The following is an 18,923-nucleotide window of genomic DNA, read 5'->3' on the forward strand; positions in this document are numbered from 1 at the left end:
AATTGAAAGCCCACCATCATGCCCAAACAAAACGTTCTATAGGTTTGATTTGGGCATTGATGTATTTATTGTTGGTTGATAGATCATTGGCTTCTTCTTTTGATCAGCAAAGCTATTCGCTCTAACTCATAAACTGAACTATATTTTTATGCATAGGGTTTGTTACTCTTGCGATGTTCTTGGCTCATTTTTATCGATAGAGCCGATGAAATAGCTAAGGCTAACAGGCCTTAATCGTCTAAAAATGAATAACACGCACAGTCAGTGAGGCCGAGTATGAGAGTGTTGATCATCGATGATCATGCGACCAACCGAGAATTGTGCCGTATTATGTTGAGTCATATTACGCCGCATGTTGATCTTTTTGCCGATGGTCAGGAAGTGGTCGCGGCAATGAAAAAGATGGATCCTTTACCCGACATTATTCTTCTCGATGTGATCATGCCAGTAAAAGATGGCTTTACTACCGCAAAAGAGATCCGTACGGCTTTTCCTGATCAGCATATTCCTATTTTGTTTCTCACGGCATTGGATGATCAAGACTCTTTTTCTCGCTGCCTTGCTCTCGGTGATGATTTTATTCCTAAACCAATCGAAAAAAGTGTCTTATTAGCCAAAATACAGGCGCACTATCGGATTGTCAAAATGCATCAGCAACTGATCTTGCAGCGTGATCAGTTACAAATATTCCAAGATCAAGTCCAGCATGATTACTCGGTAGCAGAGTCGATTTTCAGTAATTTGGTCGAAGAGATGAGTGCACAAATCGAACCGATTTATGGTATTCATTACATCTCTACGCCTTCAACGATTTTTAACGGTAATTTGATCTTGGTGGCTCGGCGTCGTTATGGTGGAATTTATGTGATGATCGCCGATTCTAGTGTCGATGGGTTGCCTGCTGCGATTGCTAATATTCCTGCGACTCGCGCTTTTTTTGCATTGGCGGAACGAGGTTGTGCATTAAGCGAAATGGTTGTCGAGCTTAATCAAGAATTGGCAACGTTTTTGCCCCCAAGTATTCATGTTGCGGCTCATTTATTTGAAATACACTCCAACGGTTTTGAAATCTCTTGGTGGGGGGGAGGAATGCCTGACGGTTATATATTATCGCCGAATCGTCAGTTGGTGAAACGCTTGGCATCGACACATCAGCCCTTAGGTGTTCTACCGAGTGAAATGTTTCGTTGTGATATCAAACACTTTAAACTCTCACCAGGGCAGAGTATTGTCTGCTGCACGAAAGGGGTTATTGAAACTCGTCATCAAAACGGCGAAGTGTTTGGTCGAAAACGGCTGGAAACATTATTGACACAAGCATCGACTCAATCGTTCATCAGCCTGATTGATTCGGCGGTGCACGCTTTTTCACCAGCAGGGCAAGATGAAGATCTCTCTATCCTTGCCATGTCTTTTCCGATCATTAATGCCCAAAATACTCAGCCGACGCTCGGTTCTTCTCCCAGTTTAATTCCTTGTAAAAGTGAACTCTATTTTTCCGCTTCGGTATTAAAGCAGATCATCGTCATGAATGAAGTTCGTTTATTTTTAAAAGGGATTATTCAAGTTGGCGATCATCTGGATTTTATCTGTTCAATTTTATCGGAACTGTTTACGAAGATTATTGAACAAGGCTTACTTGGTTTATCGACGGCTCTCAAAAGTCATCCTGACGGTTTTGTGCTTTACCACCAACAGCGAGAGCAGTTGCTTGAGGAATTAGCTGACGATTACTGGATCCGTTTTCAGGTCGATTATCAACCTCAGCAGCAAAGGGTGTTGTTTATTCTCGAACATAATGGGCGACCGTTGACAGACGTTAATACTGAGCAAACGGAGTTGACGCATGATGATCAAGATTTACTATTTGCAACCGAGTTATGTGAATCGATTCGTTATATAAACCACGGTCAGCAAATTCAAGCCGTATATCGTTTTGATACTCGGTACGCTTTTCCAGACGTCTCTGTGGTCATTGAGGATTACGAGCATTAAACGAATGTCGAGGTTAGGTCTTTAATATGGCCTTTTTTTAACTTAAAGCCGATATCCAGTGATGGGGGCCTTAATTTGAACATCGAATTATTTAGTGATTCAGACATTTTTTATACACTGCTCTTTAACCCAAAGAGATGCGGTAAGGTTGAGTATTATGTGGAAGGATCTGATTACTCTCTCGGAAGACAAGAGTCGCGTTATTGCGCGCTTACCGAGCGATAGCAATGCAAACCCTGAATTAGCTCAAACGGGATTGAGTGAGTCTTTAGCTCGATTAGGAGCAGGGAAATTCTATTTGCTCGAAGAGGCGGTGAATCGTTTTATCAATTGTGTCAAAGAAGGTAAAAAAGAGGCTCGTGAAGGCATCATCATTGCTGAAAAAAGAAATGCGGCTGTTGAAGTCGTCTTGAGTGAACAAGATATGCTAGCCAGTATGGTGGTCACAGGCGCTTATGGGGGGCGTGGTCTTTATGGCAGTGAGTTAGTGCATGCTTTAGCGCAAGCTTATGTAATTAAAGGCATAAATAAACAAGCTTTAAAAAAAGTCTTACTGGTGAGTAAAACCTTAAAACCCGGAGAAACCTTTACTCAACCGATTGCTCAGGGTAAAGCGCCGATTCAAGGTCAAGACGTGCAATTTGTCCCTTTAGTGGATGATGTGACAACCCGCATTTTAGCTCCGCAAAAAACGGCCGATCCGCATAAAGTCGATATGAGAAATCTGGGAGAAACAATCACCGTCGAAGAAAACGATCCAGTGATGCGTCGTAAGCCTGCAACTCAGGGTGAGCCGGGTTTTACCGTGTTGGGGAAAGTCATTCCTGCTAAACCGGGTAACGAAGGGGTACTGGTTGCGGGTAAAGGGACACACATCTCTCCTGATGATCCTAATTTGTTGTTATCCAGTCTATCTGGAATGCCGATCATTAAGAATAAAACGGTCGATGTAGAAAGCGCCTTGTGTCTAAATAACGTCAGTGTCGCAACTGGTCACGTGAAATTTAAAGGCAGTGTGGTTATTGCCGGAGATGTTGAGCCGGGAATGATTGTCCGCGCGACGGGGTCTATTGTGATCGGTGGATTTGTTGAATCGGCAGATGTACAAGCTCAAGGTGATATCGAGATCGGTAAAGGAATTATTGGCCATACGGTTTATGATGATGAAGCGAAAACCTGTGTGGTCAAATCGGGAGGCAGTATTAAGGCCAATTATGCCCAATTTTCTGAGTTACAAGCCGCGGAAAATATCCAGCTTTCTGTGCATAGTCTGAGCAATGATATTCGCTGTGGGGGCGATCTAACCGTTTTAGATAAAGCGGAAAAACAAGGCACACTCAGCGGCGGTAGTGCGAAAGTTGGCGGAAAAGTCGTGTGCTTTAATCTAGGAGTAGAAGGCGATGCGGCCACAACGCTTGAAGCATTTGCTCGCTATGGATGGTACCGTGACCGAATCGCTAAACATAAAGAGTATTATAAACAAGCTCAAGAGAGCACGATGGAAGTCATTCGCCGGGAATTAGAGTTTAAAAAGCGTCCTAAAGCCGAGCGTAATGAGGAAGAAGCGTCACAGATTGATCAGCATAAGGCGCAATCAAGTGAACGGATGGAAAAAGTGAAGGTGGCGGTAGACTTATTAAATGAAGAATTTGAACAGATGTTGGAAATCAATACCATTGAAGTTAAAGGCAAGGTCTTCACTCACGTGACGATTCAATATGGTGATGAAAAAGTGGTCACAAAGCGAGTTCATGGGCCTTCGATGATTATTTTTAATCAACATGAGATTAAGTTTTCCTCCAAATTGGATCAAGAGGATATTGGAATTTAAGCCAGAGACTCTGCACGGTGAGAGTTCGACGGGCGAAATCAATCCGTTCTACTTGAGATCGTTAGGCTATCGGCGCACAATCATAGCCAAAAAAGAGGAGTAGACATGGATCTTTCAGATATTCGTCGTGAGTACACACAAGGTGGATTACGCCGTAAGGACTTATTGCTCGATCCTATCGAGCAATTCAATTTTTGGCTAGAGCAAGCGATTAATGCCGGGCTCGCTGATCCGACGGCGATGACGGTTGCGACCGTAGATGAACATGGTCAACCTTTTCAACGAATTGTTTTACTAAAAAATATTGATCAGCAAGGCTTGGTTTTCTACACCAACCTAGCCAGTCGTAAAGCGCAGCATATTGAACATAATCATCGAGTCAGTTTGCACTTTCCTTGGCATCCTTTAGAGCGTCAAGTGCACATTACTGGCGTCGCGGAAAAACTGACTGCCTTTGAGAACATGAAATATTTCACCTCTCGACCTAAAGAGAGCCAGCTTGCCGCATTGGCGAGTAAGCAAAGTAGCCGTATTTCTGCTCGTGGTGTATTAGAAGGTAAGTATCTCGAACTGAAACAAAAATTTGCTAAAGGAGAAATTCCTGTGCCTAAATTTTGGGGAGGCTATCGAATCAAACCGCAAAGTATTGAGTTTTGGCAAGGTGGCGAGCATCGTCTACATGATCGTTTTCTATACAGCAAATCTGATCAGCAGTGGCAGATAGAGCGTTTAGCGCCATAAAACCGGTTAGAGATGATAAAGGGGGATAAGTGACTTATCCCCCTTTATTGTATTTAATGCTTGCGCTATAGCTCGCGTAGGACGCGAAATCCGAGATAGTTGGCCGCCGTAGACGGCGAGACAAAGAGTTGATGGTAGGCTTTAGCCATTTCAGGTGAAAAACTCCATGCTCCACCTTTAGCGATACCGGGATTGTCTGATGTCCATTGCCAAACGTTACCAACCATATCGTAAAAGCCTAATGGGTTTGGTGAAAATGCCATGACGGGTGATGTACGGTTATTTGACCATGGCGTACCACTCCATCCAGTATTGGCTTGACCAGCGCCAAAATCATTCCCCCACCAGTAATCAGTTCTCCGCCCAGCGCGAGCGGCGATCTCCCACTCATCTTCACTCGGTAAGCGATAACGAAACCCAGTTTGTTGAGTTAACCAATTGGTATAAGCTCTTGCGTCGCTACGACTGATACAGACGGCAGGTGATTGAGCTGTTTGCTGAAAGCCGGGATTTTTCCAATCGCTTCCTGATACAGGAGCAACCGTTGTTCCTTGTACTGCCAGACAAATATTTTTCAGTTCAGCATCGGTTTTATAACCCGTTTGTTGAATAAATTGCTTAAATTGCCCTACGGTGACTGGCGTTGCGCTAATAGCGAAAGCATGATCAAGGCGAACTTGACGAGATGTGTTCTCCCCTAATAAGTACTCCCCTGCGAGTAGAGTGATCATTTGCGGGGCTTGCTGAGTATTTTTCAGAGTATCGGCGAACTTATCACCGGCTTTTACTTCATTGACGATTTCACGTAATACGGCACGTAAGGTGTGATCGTTACTGATATTGACTTGTTGATCAAAGGGATGGAAGCCTTCCTTTTTTATCACAACATGGTGCTGACCCGTGGGAAGCATAATTTCAACCGGAGTACTACCATAACGCACGCTATTAATCGTGACCTGATCGTTATGTTGATTCGAGCGAATCATGACATTGACCCAAGCCACTTCTTTTTGTTGACTAGGGTGACTACCATCACCAGGGGCGAAGCAGTATTGGCTATCAATATTGAGTAATGTACAAGGCACATTTTCTGCTGGTCTTGCATCTAATTGCGCTTCGAGCACAGTTTTAAAGCGATTACCGTCGTAAAAGCCAGAATCAACGGTTTTATGTCTGAGTAAATGAATGTTGAGCGAAACGGAAGCCAGATGCTGTTTGATTAATGGCGCTTCGGTGGTTTCTTCTATTAGCCAAGTTTGAAATTGATTAACCGCTTTTTGCTGAGCTAAATCAGTCGTTTGCTGGCTACATTGTGCCAAGGTCATCGCCGCATTACACACATTGGTAAAGCTAACTTTTTGTTCTCCGACACGACTCAATTCTGTTCGTAATCGCTCAGCTCTTGCTCGGAGTTTATCTTGATCCAGTTGAGTGATTTTTTGTTGGATAGCGTCTTGGCTAGCTTGTAATTGAACGAGCTGATTGTGCATTTCTTGCAAGGTTTGTTCAGCAAGTAAAGTGTCTTGCTGATTCTTCTTAACTTCAGACCAAGCTGTTTGGTAAGCGTTTTGTGAACCGCTAATGTCTAATTGCGGTTCATCAATCATTTTCAAATAATCACGTTCAAGGGCTGTTTTCGCTGAATTAAACGCGGTATTGAGTTGTTTCGCTAAGGCAGTTAAACGAGCGAGTTCAGCTTGCTGAGTGTCCACCACCGTTTGCTGATGTTGAGTTGCTTTCTTCGCTTCTTGCCACTGGGTATGATGCGTAAATAATGCGTCATCAATCGCCATGACTGAGGAAGGTGTGCCTTCAGCTAACGTGGGTGCTGTCACTAAGCAAGGTAAAAGTGCTAATAACAGAACGGGTAAACCTGGTCGCATTGTTGCCTACTTCAGTTAAGTTTTTTAAAAATTATTGTCGCTATTCTAAACGAAAACGCCGTTTTGTCAGAAGTCATCTTTCAATAACTTAGGACCAAAACGGCGTTTAAACGACAGCTTTGTGAAATCAGACCAGAAAACGGGTCGATTTACAGGAATTAATCGTTTCTACTGGGGCGAAGTCTTACCCAAATAGTGTCATTTCCGTTGATTGTCACGGTTTGATTATAGGTCTCAAATCCGTCCTTCGTCACAGAAATTTGATGACGTCCTGCGGGTAAAACAACTTCCACAGGCGTACTACCGTATTGTATACCATTAATGGTGACAGAATCATGATACTGATCTGAGCGAATAGTCACATTGGCCCACTGTTTTTCATTCTTGCTATTGACAGCTTCGGTGGCGTTTTTTAAGCAATAGCGACTGGATAGGTTTAACAGCTTACAGGCGGCGACGGCTTCTGGACGAGCTTGTAGCTGAGCCTGAATATGAGTGAAATACTCGTTGTTACCTTCAAACCCACTGCGAATCACCTGGCTTTCTTGGACGTGAATGTTGAGTTCTACACCACGAAGATTTTGCTTAGCGATGACCGATTCAGTCAAATTATCAAGCAGTTGCTCTCTAAAGGTATTCACGGCACGCTGACGAGTCAACTGCTGACCTTGATTGGCACATTCGCCCAGAGTCATACTGGTAGAACACGTGGTGCGGAAGCTGGCTTCCAAGACGCGGCTTTGACGAAGCTCAGCTTCGAGACGTTTAACTCGAGCATCCATTTTGCTCTCTTGCAAGTTCGTAAACTCAGTTTTCAAACGCGCATGACGCTGCTTCATTTGCGATAAACGCATATCACTTTCAGTTATCGCTTGCTGATTAGTAAGTTGTTCCGATTGGTTTTGTTTTACATCGGCCCAAGCCTGCTGATAACGTTGTTGGAAGGTGACTAAATCAGTGTCTGGATCTTCAAGAAGGCGATTATACTGTTTGTCCAGAGCGGATTTTGCCCGGTTTTGCCGTGCATTAAGCTCATCACTTTCACGTTTTAAACGTGCTTGTTCGTTTTTAAGTTGTTGAAGTTGAGCTCCTTCTGCTTCAAATTCCGCAGCGATAGTGTCAATTTCACTTTGTTTAATGGTTATTTTTTCATCGATAGCGGCCACAGGATCAACCTGTGTAACTTCTTCCGCGAACACCGATGCCGATACCCACAGAGGGCTTAGCGCAAGCAGTAGCGCTGGGAGGTGATATTTGATCATTAGGTCCCTGCAACAATTAACATAGCCACATTATAGTGGAGAAAGACAAACTTTTGACAGCGTTATCAATACGCTGGCTCATCGCAAAAAATTCTCATCCTGAAGGCACAATTGTATACAAAATCTAGTGAGTAGGTCACTGATTTTGTATCTTTTATAAATGTACTTACTCCATTTTGAGCAGATTCTTGAAATATGCAAGCACCGATTTCCGATCTGCTTTAACGTTTTTTAATTGGATACTCATTGACCGTAATTTATGTGCACTTGATCATTGTTCCGAAGTCTCGGATCAGGGGCTATTGCTCTAAGTGAGCGCTAATTTTGCTTGTTGTTGGCGGTATTGATAGTGAGATGAGACTTATTTCACCATCAAGCTTGGTTTCTGATAAAAATGTTATAACATGCAGAGAGATCATCCCATGGTGCAGTGCTCATGAGTCAATATTTAGTGAATAACCCAGAAAGAGCCAAACTTTTGTCGCCTCGTCCGGCGGAATTAATTACTTTACCGGATTACATGGATTGCCATGATCATAGTTACACACAAATTGTGATTGGCTTGAAGGGACAAGCAGATTTTGAGGTATCTGGCATCGGTAATATTGTTGGCCCTGGACAAGGATGTGTCGTGACTTCAAGTACAGGGCATGCTTTCGGTGCGACGGTAGGACAGTCGGACATTTTGGTGTTGAATTTGCCCTTACCACAAGGGGATGATCCTTTAACGTTACAGAGAATCAATGAACTGGCGCGTAGCGACATTTATTTTCAACTCGATAAGCAGATCCAAAAACTCATTCAGATGCTAGTGCTGGAAATGCATGCCAGTCCGGACGATTTATTACTGAGTCGAGCGTGCAGTGATACCGTGCTCGCTTTGTTATTGCGTCATATTTCGGCGTTTGAAGTCCATCGTAAAGAGGCTCGTTTTGATTTAGACGCGATCGATCGCTATATCGAGCAGCATTTAAGTCGGCGGATATCAGTTGCTCAATTAGCCGGCAGCGTTTACTTAGGTGAGAGTCAGTTTCACCAATTATTCAAAGAGCAATTGGGGATTACCCCACACCAATATGTATTGAGTAAACGTGTGGATATGGCGAAACAACTCCTTGAGCAATCTCGTTTTACCTTGGGTCAAGTCGCTGAATTGGCAGGATTTTCAAATCAAAGTGCGTTCACTCATACCTTTTCTCGTTTACAAGGTATCTCCCCTTCTCAATACAAAAAGCAGTGTAGTCGATAAATGGTTTATTGCGCTTTGCGGACTCTTTGTCCGCAAGCCTATTACCAGTGATCCCGAATACTGCTCTCGCTGAATTCTGTGTTGTCCATCTGATATTGTATGGTGATTGTTTTTCTTGGCATCGACGGCTGTGCTCTTGACGGCATAGTGACGTTGTTTTTTTGAAAAATTATCAGTGGTTTTGCTTTTTCTTATGACCTTAATTGCTGTGATTTTGTTTTTGTTTTGTTAAAAAGACGAGATTTTCACAAAAACTCCGGAGTTTTTGACAAGTATTGTGCTTGCGCTCAAAATACACTGCTTGCCATTGACTGAAATCCGAGTCACATCCCTCGGATAGGAGATTGAGGAAAACGCATGTTTACAGCAATAGATGTGTTGAACCCCAAGTTTATTGAGCAACCGCTTAGTACGCTTTGGGCACAGATCTCGCCACTTTATATGGTGGACGAATCTCAATGGCTAACGCAATTACTGCCTTTGGCAACGCCTAGCGATGAAGAAAAAGTGTTGATTGCGACCAAAACGACACAATTGATCGCAGCGATTCGCCAAGACAAGAAATCGGTGCAGATGATCGACGCACTGCTTTTAGAGTACAGCTTGGACACTCAAGAGGGTATTTTATTGATGTGTCTTGCAGAAGCTCTGATGCGTATCCCTGATGCACCAACAGCGGATGCGTTTATTAAAGATCGATTATCGGTCGCCGATTGGAAATCACACCTGAAAAATTCGGATTCTGTGTTTGTCAATGCTTCGACTTGGGGATTGATGCTGACTGGTAAAGTCATTGGCTTGGGTGACAACCAAGCGCAAAGTCCGACTCAAGCCTTAAACCGTTTGGTCAATAAACTTTCTGAGCCAGTCATTCGTAAGGCGATGCATCAAGCGATGAAAATCATGGGTCATCAGTTTGTATTGGGTCGCACGATCAGCGAAGCGCAAAAAAATGGCCGGATAATGCGTGATAAAGGTTACACCTATTCGTTTGATATGTTGGGTGAAGCGGCGTTAACCACTAGTGATGCGAATAAATATTTAAAAGATTATTTAATGGCGATTGAGGCGGTTGGTCGTGACCAATATGGTTTGGATACTAGCCCTGCGCCCTCGGTCTCGATTAAGTTATCGGCGTTGCACCCGCGCTATGAAGTGGCCAATCAAGCCCGTGTCATGGATGAGCTGTACCAGACTTTGCTGCAATTATTAGAACGAGCGATGGAATTGGATGTGGCGATCACCATTGACGCCGAAGAAGCGGATCGCCTAGAGCTGTCGTTACAACTATTTGAAAAATTGTATTGCAGTGAACAAATTCAAGGTTGGGGAAAGTTTGGCTTAGTCGTACAGGCGTACTCTAAGCGGGCGTTACCGACTTTAGTGTGGTTGACTGCGCTGGCAAAGCAATACAGTTGTTGTATCCCCGTACGTCTCGTTAAGGGCGCTTATTGGGATAGTGAGATTAAATGGTCACAGCAACGAGGCTATCAACGCTACCCCGTCTTTACCCGCAAAGAAGCGACCGATGTGTCCTATTTAGCCTGTGCTCGTTTTTTACTGAGTGATGGGGTTCGCGGACATCTTTTTCCTCAATTTGCGACTCATAACGCGCACACTGTATCGGCGATTGCGGTCATGGCAAGCCATAAAGAATTTGAGTTTCAGCGTTTACACGGGATGGGTGATGGCTTATATCATCATGCCATGAAAGCTTACCAGCAATCGGTACGTATTTACGCCCCCGTTGGTAGCCATAAGGATCTGTTGCCTTATTTAGTCCGCCGTTTATTAGAAAATGGTGCGAATAGCTCTTTTGTCCATCGTTTAGTCGATGCGCGCTGTCCGGTTGAGAGCTTAACTCAGCATCCGGTTGATGCGTTATTGGCGTTTGAGACGTTACACAACACTAACATTCCTCTGCCGCCGAAGATTTTCCCTGAACGCAAAAACTCAGATGGGATCAATATTGATATTCAAAGTGAAGCGCAACCATTCGAAGATCAAGTGCATGGTTATTTGAGTCAACAATGGCAAGCAGGACCGATACTCAATGGTCAGTCACAGATCGAAAGCATGATCAAGGAACGCATTTCTCCGGTTGCAGTCACGGCTCCCTATGATCGCCGTGTTGACGTTGGGCAAGTTTATCATGCAACCCATGATCATGTTTCCGAAGCCATTGCGATTGCTCAGGCTGGATTTTCAAAATGGCAGCAGACTCCTGATCAGCAACGTGCTGAAAAACTTCTGAAATTAGCCGATTTGCTGGAATCGCATTTGGCTGAGTTTTGTGCGCTTTGTCATCAGGAAGCCGGAAAAACGATTCATGATGCAATAGATGAAGTTCGTGAAGCCGTGGATTTTTGTCGTTATTACGCGAATCAAGTCGAAGGGTTGGCTCCGTTCACCATCAGCAGTTTTGATGGCATAACACGTCAAGTTTCACGTCAAGGACGAGGCGTATTTGTGTGTATTAGCCCGTGGAATTTCCCATTAGCGATTTTCCTTGGACAAATTACGGCAGCTTTAGTCGCTGGTAATACAGTGGTGGCTAAACCCGCCGAGCAGACCAGCTTGATCGCTGCGCGTGCCGTTGAACTGATGCTTGAAGCGGGCTTCCCTGACTATGCAATTCAATTTTTACCTGGTCGCGGCTCGGAGATAGGCCATGCATTGACTTCACACCCTGCGATTGCTGGTGTGGTGTTTACGGGATCGACGGCTACCGCTCAGCGGATTAATCAAACACTGGCTGAGCGAGAGTCGACGCCTGTGCCCTTGATTGCTGAGACGGGAGGGCAAAATGCGATGATCGTCGATAGCACGGCTCTGCCCGAGCAAGTGGTGCGCGATGTGTTACGTTCTGCCTTTGCTTCGGCGGGTCAACGCTGCTCAGCACTGCGGGTATTGTTTGTGCAGCAAGATATCGCTGATCGTGTGATTAGTTTGATCCAAGGTGCGATGCAGGAGCTGTCGGTCGGGATGCCTTATTTGCACAGTACCGATGTCGGCCCAGTGATTGATGCGAAGGCAAAGCAAGGTTTAGAGAAACACATTGCTCACATGAGCCAGACTCAGAGAAAAATTGCGCAATTAACGTTAGCTGATGATTGTCAATATGGCGATTTCGTAGCACCAACGGCGTTTGAAATCTCAGGAATTGATTGTTTAAGTGAGGAGCAGTTTGGACCTATTTTGCATATTGTTCGCTACCAAGCCAACGAGCTGGCTCAGGTAGTTCAGCAGATCAATGCTACTGGTTACGGCTTGACGATGGGGATTCATAGCCGTAACGAAACCACTTACCGTTGGATAGAGAAACATGCGCGAGTCGGTAACTGCTATATCAATCGCGATCAGGTTGGTGCAGTGGTTGGAGTGCAGCCATTTGGTGGTCAAGGGTTATCTGGCACCGGACCGAAAGCGGGTGGGCCGCATTATTTATATCGTTTTACCCAAGTGCAATACGGTTAATCTAACCAGCGAAGGAGTAGTTTATGGTACATCAAGTCACCCGTTTCACCGACGCCTGCTCGGCTTGGGAAAACTGGAACTTAACCGATTTTGATTTTAAATGTGAGTGCTTACTGTCATTGAAATCATCTTTAAAAGAAAGTATGCCGGGATTAGCCGATGTGGTGTCTTTTCACCTTGAGCAGGCCAGTGCATTATTGGCGCGTTCACACTCATTGATTGGTCCTACGGGTGAAACCAATGAACTGTATACCGCAGGGCGAGGGGTTGCTCTACTTATCCAAAATGACACCAGTGTAACGGCTAAGCAAGCATTGGTGGCTCAGTTATGCTGTGCGTTGGTGGCGGGCAATAGTGTGATTATCTGCAGTGATGATCGCGAGCTTGTTGCCGCGTTAACGGCGGCTAACCAGCAGTCATCGTTACCGGTTAATTTACTGCAGTTTAGTGCCTTGGACGCGTATCAGGCATTAATCGAGTCAGACATCCGCAGTGTTGGTTATGTGGGTAATGTATCGCTTGAGCACAGTCTTAATCGACAACTTGCCCAGCGTTCCGGCGCAATTATTAATCTTGTTTCAGAAACCGATCTCACCACCCTTCCCGTGGCACACGATCCGCACTTATCGCTACGTTTTATTACCGAACGTACGCGCACTATAAATATAACAGCAGTGGGTGGTAACGCGACGCTCTTAGAGCTAGGCAACGAAACCCATTAATCCTGACCCTCCTGCTCATTAAATTAATGAGCAGGAGGGAAAGCGATCTTAGTAAATAGAGGAAATATCAATGGACAATAGCTTTGCTATTACGACCACCTTCATTATCTATCTGATTTTGATGTTGGCGATCGGTGTGTTTGCTTACCAGCGAACCAAAAACTCATCAGACTACTTCCTAGGGGGCCGTTCCCTTGGGCCATGGCCTGCTGCGTTGTCAGCGGGAGCATCGGATATGAGTGGTTGGTTACTGTTAGGTTTACCCGGCTACGCTTATGCGGCAGGGATTGAAGCCTTTTGGCTTGCGGGTGGCTTACTCATCGGTACATGGGCTAACTGGTTAATTACCGCAAAGCGGTTGCGTACTTACAGTATTACCACCGATGCTCTGACTTTACCTGAGTTTTTATCGCGGCGTTTTAATGATAAATCGAAACTGATTCAAACCATTTCGGCTTTCTTCATTTTGTTATTTTTTCTTTTCTATACCAGTTCAGGTTTAGTCGCGGGTGGTAAATTATTTGAAACCGTCTTTGGGATTGACTACACCACCGCGGTGATCATTGGCACGATTTGTGTGGTGTCCTATACCTTATTTGGTGGTTTTCTGGCTGTATCTTGGACCGATTTGGTGCAAGGTTTATTGATGGCTGCCGCGTTGCTGATTGTCCCGATCACCGCAATGAATGGTGGTTTTAGTCAATTAAGTTCAGATTTGAGCGCGATTAACCCGCAATTATTGACTCTATGGGATGATATTCAAGGCAAGCCTCTTTCTAGTATTGCCATTCTTTCTCTCGTCGCTTGGGGCTTTGGCTATTTTGGACAACCGCATATTTTGGCGCGTTTTAAGGCGGCGCGTTCGAATAAAGATCTAACTACTGCCCGTTGGATTGCGGTGCTGTGGACGGCGTTGTCAATGTTTGGAGCCATGTTAGTGGGCTTAGTTGGCCTAGTTTACGTTACGCAAAATGGCTCGATTCAGCTTGATGATGGTGAGCGGATATTTATGCTGCTGGTTAACGCTGTGTTTCATCCAGTCATCGCTGGTATTCTCTTGGCGGCGATTTTAGCGGCCATCATGAGTACAGCAGATTCACAGCTGTTGGTCTCTTCGTCTGCCCTAGCGGAAGATTTTTATAAGCAAGTTTTCAAACAAGAGGCGACTTCAGAAGAGATCGTTAAAGTAGGACGTTTTTCCGTTGTGCTGATATCAATCGTCGCGTTAGTGTTGGCCATGACACCGGATAGCTCAGTGCTTGGCTTAGTCTCTTATGCCTGGGCGGGTTTTGGTGCTGCTTTTGGTCCTGCATTAGTGCTCAGTCTGTACTGGTCGCGTATGAATCGTAATGGCGCTTTAGCGGGGATCATCGTTGGTGGTGTGACAATTGTGGTTTGGAAACAGCTGACTGGCGGTTGGTTTGATGTGTACGAAATCGTTCCAGGGATACTCTTTTCAACCCTAGCGATTGTGGCTGTTAGTTTGCTAACTGGTGAACCAGAAGATGCGGTTAAAGCGCAGCACAAAACCTTTCAAAAGAATTTAGTTGAATTAGATTAATGTGGTACAGGTAAATTCTATCAAGCCTCATGTCGATCATGGGGCTTTTTTATTGTGTCTGCATGTCTCAAATCTGGCCGCTTGTGGCTTTGCAAACGAGGCGTGAAGTATTACCATAATAGGCGTCAAGTTAAAGGAGGCCTTTAGCTTGACCTTAACTCATTACATTAAAATTCTCAGGGCGGGGCGAAATTCCCCACCGGTGGTATGTCCATTAGGGCCAGCCCACGAGCGCTCGATTCGTCGAGGTCAGCAGATCTGGTGAGAAGCCAGAGCCGACGGTTATAGTCCGGATGAGAGAGAATGACAAATACGCCAATAGTGTCTAGCGAGGATTTACTCAGCTTGCCATTATGGTGCCTTTCGTTTTGCCTCATAAAACTGCCCTGATTCTGGTCATTATTAGGAGTAAACCATGAATCAGTTGTCACTACTTGCCGAATTTGGCGATGCAATCACTCGAGTAGAAAACGCGTTACACGCTTTACGTGAAGGACGTGGTGTTTTATTGCTTGATGATGAAGATCGTGAAAATGAAGGCGATATTATCTATTCTGCAGAAAAGTTGACCGACCAACAAATGGCGTTGATGATCCGCGAATGCAGCGGGATTGTCTGCCTATGTTTAACCGATGAGCAGGCCAATAAACTCGAACTGCCACCGATGGTGCCCGTCAACGACAGCAAAAACCAAACCGCGTTTACGGTATCGATAGAAGCTCGTCATGGTGTGACCACTGGAGTATCCGCTCAAGATCGTGTGACCACGATTAAAACCGCGATTAATCCGCAAGCGAAACCCGACGATTTAGCCCGCCCAGGTCATGTCTTTCCGCTACGTGCCCGTAAAGGCGGTGTTATGACACGACGTGGTCATACTGAAGGTACGGTAGATTTAATGCAAATGGCAGGGTTATTGCCCGCTGGTGTGTTATGTGAGGTAACCAATCCGGACGGTACGATGGCTAAAACGCCAGAGATTGTTGCCTTTGGCCTTTTACACAATATGCCCGTACTGACCATCGAAGACATCGTCCAGTACCGTTTGATAGCGCAGCAAAAATTGGCGTGATTACATGCGACATCATGTCTGACTTATAAATGAGGTATGAAGAAAGTAAAGCGTTCATACCGAGGTGCTGTTGAACGGCTTCGAAATCACTAATCTCGAAAGATCAACAGCACCGCATTCTTCATGTTAGAATGAGCGATATTGTCGAGCGTTTTTGCTCTACGCCATTTTATTTAGAGTCTGCTATGTCATTTACACAACTTGGACTAAACGAAGCACTGATCAAATCAGTCGCTGAGCTTGGTTATCAAACTCCGACCACTATTCAAACGCAAGCGATCCCGGTTATTTTAAAAGGCCAAGATCTGATTGCTGCCGCGCAAACTGGGACCGGTAAAACGGCCGGCTTTGTGCTACCGATTTTAGATAGATTGATGCAAGGACAAACTCAGCGCAAAAAACGTATTCGCGCGCTGATTTTAGTGCCGACTCGTGAGCTTGCCATCCAAGTTGCGGATAATGTCAAACAGTATGCTCAATATACGGCGTTAACCAGTTTAGCGATGTATGGCGGCGTTGATGAGCAGGCACAAAAACAGCAACTGATTGACGGTGTGGATGTGTTGGTTGCCACCCCCGGACGACTGCTTGATATGTACGCTCAACGAGCGGTACATTTTGATGAAATTGAAGTGGTTGTGCTGGATGAAGCGGATCGCATGCTCGATATGGGCTTTATTGAAGCGATTAACAAAATCATTCAACGTTTGCCAACGGAAGCGCAATTTTTACTCTTTTCCGCGACTTTATCGAATAAGGTTCGTGAGCTGGCTAAAACTGCGGTGGGTGAAGCTCATGAGATCAGCATTGCAGCGAACCAAGCCTCGAAGTCCAACATTACCCAGTGGCTTATTACGGTCGATAAAGATCAAAAGTCAGCATTGTTGAGTCATTTAATCCATGAATATCAATGGGACCAAGCGCTGATCTTTATCGAGACCAAACACGGCGCTGCCAAATTGGCTGCGCAATTAGAAAAAAGAGGCATTGCCGCTGAAGCGTTTCATAGCGGTCGTAGCCAAGCAGTACGCGAGCAACTGTTAGCAGATTTTAAAGCCGGAAAGATCAAATATTTGATTGCGACCGGTGTCGCAGCGCGTGGTATCGATATCGATGAATTATCTCGAGTGGTCAATTATGATCTGCCGTTTCCCGCCGATGAATATGTCCATCGTATCGGACGGACTGGTCGAGCTGAGGCACAAGGCGAAGCGATCTCTTTGGTATCGAAAGACAACTTCAAAAACTTATGCATGATAGAGAGCCGTTTAGGGCATTTGATTGAACGGCGAGAAATCGCAGGATTTGAGCCTAAACATCCAGTGCCAATATCAATTCTTAATTACGTGCCGAAGCACAAACGCACTCAATAAAAAAATGCGGCTGGTGGATTATTTCTACCAGCCGCATTTTACTCATATCCGATCTCTGTTTTTTTAATGCCTTAGACGCAGGTCCATAGACTGATTAATCGAGAGCGATCCCATACTTAAGCAGTATTTCGTTAAAAGTACCATTGGCTTTGATTTGTGCTAACCCTCGATTAAAAGCTTCGATGTACTCGAGAGCATTGGGATTGGCTAGCCCAGAGGTAACATGAAGTGAGTTAGCGGATAAACCACTCGTGGTAAATCGATAGTTATTGGCATCCAAACCATTGTCACTCATTAAAGAGCGAGCGACTAATTCATCTTCTAAAGTGACGTCGATCCGGCCTGCTTCTAAACGGCGTAAATTAGAAATTAAATCATTGGCTTCTGAGCGATTAAATAGCGTTGAATTTAAAAAATCGTCGCCATATCCATAACCTCGAACCGTACCTACGCGTTTACCTGCGAGACTATCAAGACCGCTATATTCAAAGGCATTCGTGGGTAAGGTAATAAACTTTATTTGGTTGTAGAGATAATGATCGCTATAAGCCAGAACGCTGGTTCGCTGTTCGGTAAACCACGTTGCTGGTAGCAAATCAATATTGCCTGCTTGAACCTCTGCCAGTGCCCTTGCCCAAGGCATAATTTGAAACTCTAGTTGATAGCCTTGCGTTTCTAGTGCGGCGCTGACTAATTCAATAGAAAGTCCATGAGGAGCCTCTGAGGTAACAAACGGTGGCCATGGATCTTGCGCTGCTGTGAGAGTTTTCGCCCAGCTTGTCCAGCTCAGAAAAGTAAGTAATACGGTTAAACAAAGTGATGTGACTTTCATACGAAGACCTCATTATCCTAATAAAACACTGGTGTCGTTTGAGTAGGGAAAACGCCACTTTGTATCAAAGGTGATCACTTGAAGAGATTGAAGAAGTATTCTCTTCAAGTGATGAAGTGCGGATTGATAGTATTAACGGTAACCGGCAATGATTTCATCGAGCTTACCGCTCTCTTTGATGAGATTAATTCCGTTCTGCAGTTTTTCAACATATTGATCGTTAGTACTGTTATGGAACGCGAAATAGGTTTGCGATTCATGTAGTACGTAGACGATTTCGTACAGACTGGGATCGATATTTTGTTCACGCATAATAAATACACCGACATTATCGCCATAAGCCCACAGATCGATGCGATTAGCATCCAATTGCCTTGCGACCATTTCCGGTGATGCTGAAGGTCTTAACGCATTAGGATTGACCGCGAGATTACGCAGCAGTTGCTCACCGATATCTTCTCTCACCACACCCACGCGATAATTATTGAGATCGCTCGGTGTGGAAATTTTGATGCCTTTGGCTTTTGGTGCCCAGAGCACGACTCGACTTTCGACAATCGGCCCCGCCCATTTAAAGAGGTTGTCTCGAGCTTCAGTACGTGTCATGGAAAATAGAACTGTATTTGGCGTTTCTAACGCCGCAGCGTAACCTCTCGCCCATGGTTGAAGTTGTACGCTTTCGCGTTTGACAGGGTCATTGACGGCTTCTGAGGCTGATTCAAGCACATCAATAGCGATTCCCGTTAATCTCCCTTGTTCTTCATAATTAAAGGGCGGATAGATTTCAGTAATAAAATTGTAACTATTCACCCACGAGCTATTGACGACGGTTTACGCTAAAAATACTGGCGCCTGATAATCAACTTTCAACATGTGATGTTCGACGATTTCACGCAGCCATTTATAAGCAGAGACCTGCTGAAGT

The 18,923-nt window shown here is 44.8% G+C and carries 13 protein-coding genes and 1 riboswitch; of the genes, 9 read left to right on the plus strand and 4 right to left on the minus strand.

All coding sequences use genetic code 11. The features are described from left to right. Positions 1–276: 276 nt before the first annotated feature. The 3 genes from FKN93_RS12655 to pdxH all read left to right on the plus strand — a co-directional run bounded on the left by FKN93_RS12655 (position 277) and on the right by pdxH (position 4,567). Positions 277–1,995: a SpoIIE family protein phosphatase gene (locus FKN93_RS12655; RefSeq protein ID WP_161426037.1), complete on the plus strand. Its 1,719-nt coding sequence runs from the start codon at positions 277–279 to the stop codon at positions 1,993–1,995. 157 nt (positions 1,996–2,152) lie between these two features. After that, complete coding sequence (locus tag FKN93_RS12660; RefSeq protein WP_158145251.1) at positions 2,153–3,826, plus strand: FapA family protein; 1,674 nt, start codon at positions 2,153–2,155, stop codon at positions 3,824–3,826. A 105-nt stretch (positions 3,827–3,931) separates the two neighbouring features. After that, on the plus strand, positions 3,932–4,567 hold the full coding sequence (gene pdxH, locus FKN93_RS12665; RefSeq protein WP_004396844.1) for a pyridoxamine 5'-phosphate oxidase: 636 nt from the start codon (positions 3,932–3,934) through the stop codon (positions 4,565–4,567). Between the two features lie 65 nt (positions 4,568–4,632). On the opposite strand, the gene FKN93_RS12670 is transcribed toward pdxH, so the two are convergent. Then, entirely contained in the window at positions 4,633–6,450 is a 1,818-nt protein-coding gene (locus FKN93_RS12670; protein WP_158145250.1) for a formylglycine-generating enzyme family protein, read from the minus strand. A 158-nt stretch (positions 6,451–6,608) separates the two neighbouring features. Further along, on the minus strand, positions 6,609–7,712 hold the full coding sequence (locus FKN93_RS12675) for a PEGA domain-containing protein (protein ID WP_154170824.1): 1,104 nt from the start codon (positions 7,710–7,712) through the stop codon (positions 6,609–6,611). Between the two features lie 436 nt (positions 7,713–8,148). Between FKN93_RS12675 and FKN93_RS12680 the strand changes: the two genes are divergently transcribed. From FKN93_RS12680 to FKN93_RS12705, 6 genes are all read left to right on the plus strand, one after another. Next, positions 8,149–8,961, plus strand: coding sequence for an AraC family transcriptional regulator (locus FKN93_RS12680; protein ID WP_170905230.1), 813 nt, complete (start codon positions 8,149–8,151; stop codon positions 8,959–8,961). A gap of 357 nt (positions 8,962–9,318) precedes the next feature. After that, positions 9,319–12,438: a bifunctional proline dehydrogenase/L-glutamate gamma-semialdehyde dehydrogenase PutA gene (gene putA / locus FKN93_RS12685; protein ID WP_170905231.1), complete on the plus strand. Its 3,120-nt coding sequence runs from the start codon at positions 9,319–9,321 to the stop codon at positions 12,436–12,438. A 23-nt stretch (positions 12,439–12,461) separates the two neighbouring features. Continuing rightward, entirely contained in the window at positions 12,462–13,160 is a 699-nt protein-coding gene (locus FKN93_RS12690; protein WP_170905232.1) for a 1-pyrroline-5-carboxylate dehydrogenase, read from the plus strand. A gap of 70 nt (positions 13,161–13,230) precedes the next feature. After that, positions 13,231–14,721 carry a sodium/proline symporter PutP gene (gene putP, locus FKN93_RS12695; protein ID WP_158137168.1) on the plus strand — a complete coding sequence of 497 codons (1,491 nt, stop codon included), beginning with the start codon at positions 13,231–13,233 and terminating at the stop codon, positions 14,719–14,721. A gap of 168 nt (positions 14,722–14,889) precedes the next feature. After that, positions 14,890–15,030, plus strand: a riboswitch (FMN riboswitch). A gap of 106 nt (positions 15,031–15,136) precedes the next feature. After that, on the plus strand, positions 15,137–15,793 hold the full coding sequence (gene ribB / locus FKN93_RS12700) for a 3,4-dihydroxy-2-butanone-4-phosphate synthase (RefSeq protein ID WP_154170827.1): 657 nt from the start codon (positions 15,137–15,139) through the stop codon (positions 15,791–15,793). 185 nt (positions 15,794–15,978) lie between these two features. Next, on the plus strand, positions 15,979–17,166 hold the full coding sequence (locus tag FKN93_RS12705; protein ID WP_170905233.1) for a DEAD/DEAH box helicase: 1,188 nt from the start codon (positions 15,979–15,981) through the stop codon (positions 17,164–17,166). 94 nt (positions 17,167–17,260) lie between these two features. Here FKN93_RS12705 and FKN93_RS12710 read toward each other — a convergent pair whose 3' ends face one another. Both FKN93_RS12710 and FKN93_RS12715 read right to left on the minus strand, forming a co-directional pair. After that, entirely contained in the window at positions 17,261–17,998 is a 738-nt protein-coding gene (locus FKN93_RS12710; protein ID WP_072670847.1) for a transporter substrate-binding domain-containing protein, read from the minus strand. A gap of 132 nt (positions 17,999–18,130) precedes the next feature. Further along, entirely contained in the window at positions 18,131–18,808 is a 678-nt protein-coding gene (locus FKN93_RS12715) for a transporter substrate-binding domain-containing protein (protein ID WP_170905234.1), read from the minus strand. Positions 18,809–18,923 lie beyond the last annotated feature (115 nt).

The organism is Vibrio sp. A8-1 (genome assembly GCF_013048685.1).
Taxonomy (GTDB): Bacteria; Pseudomonadota; Gammaproteobacteria; order Enterobacterales; family Vibrionaceae; genus Vibrio; species Vibrio metschnikovii.

Bases quoted from the DNA above. Each gene is read 5' to 3' on its own strand.
- FKN93_RS12710 (WP_072670847.1), bottom strand. From the start codon at position 17,998: ATGAAAGTCACATCACTTTGTTTAACCGTATTACTTACTTTTCTGAGC.
- putA (WP_170905231.1), top strand. From the start codon at position 9,319: ATGTTTACAGCAATAGATGTGTTGAACCCCAAGTTTATTGAGCAACCG.
- FKN93_RS12690 (WP_170905232.1), top strand. From the start codon at position 12,462: ATGGTACATCAAGTCACCCGTTTCACCGACGCCTGCTCGGCTTGGGAA.
- FKN93_RS12660 (WP_158145251.1), top strand. From the start codon at position 2,153: ATGTGGAAGGATCTGATTACTCTCTCGGAAGACAAGAGTCGCGTTATT.
- putP (WP_158137168.1), top strand. From the start codon at position 13,231: ATGGACAATAGCTTTGCTATTACGACCACCTTCATTATCTATCTGATT.
- FKN93_RS12670 (WP_158145250.1), bottom strand. From the start codon at position 6,450: ATGCGACCAGGTTTACCCGTTCTGTTATTAGCACTTTTACCTTGCTTA.
- ribB (WP_154170827.1), top strand. From the start codon at position 15,137: ATGAATCAGTTGTCACTACTTGCCGAATTTGGCGATGCAATCACTCGA.
- FKN93_RS12680 (WP_170905230.1), top strand. From the start codon at position 8,149: ATGAGTCAATATTTAGTGAATAACCCAGAAAGAGCCAAACTTTTGTCG.
- FKN93_RS12655 (WP_161426037.1), top strand. From the start codon at position 277: ATGAGAGTGTTGATCATCGATGATCATGCGACCAACCGAGAATTGTGC.
- FKN93_RS12705 (WP_170905233.1), top strand. From the start codon at position 15,979: ATGTCATTTACACAACTTGGACTAAACGAAGCACTGATCAAATCAGTC.
- FKN93_RS12675 (WP_154170824.1), bottom strand. From the start codon at position 7,712: ATGATCAAATATCACCTCCCAGCGCTACTGCTTGCGCTAAGCCCTCTG.
- pdxH (WP_004396844.1), top strand. From the start codon at position 3,932: ATGGATCTTTCAGATATTCGTCGTGAGTACACACAAGGTGGATTACGC.